This is a genomic window from Leucobacter sp. 1207-22, from assembly GCF_052850455.1.
This window is the reverse complement of record NZ_VXCR01000011.1, coordinates 1-299: the sequence shown is the minus strand read 5'-3', so window position 1 is coordinate 299 and position 299 is coordinate 1. Positions and strand designations below refer to the sequence as shown.

Here is a 299-nt window from a genome sequence, read left to right as displayed (position 1 = left end):
CGGTCATCACGGTTGAACGAACGACGCTCATCACCATCACGGTTGAAAGGCTTACGATCACCACGGTCGTTACGATCGTTGAAACGACGATCCCCACCACGGTCATTGCGGTCGTTGAAACGACGGTCGCCACCGCGGTCATCGCGGTTGAACGGCTTACGATCGCCACGATCGTTGAAGCGACGCTCGCCACCACGATCATCACGGTTACGATCACCGTAACCGCCCTGACGACGATCACCGTCACGGTTGAAGGGCTTACGCTCACCACGGTCATCACGGTTGAACGAACGACGCTC

1 protein-coding gene is annotated in these 299 nt (G+C 57.9%); it reads left to right on the top strand.

The genetic code is table 11. The features are described from left to right. On the top strand, positions 1–299 hold a 299-nt coding region (locus FW756_RS11725), incomplete at both ends, for a hypothetical protein (protein ID WP_446430338.1).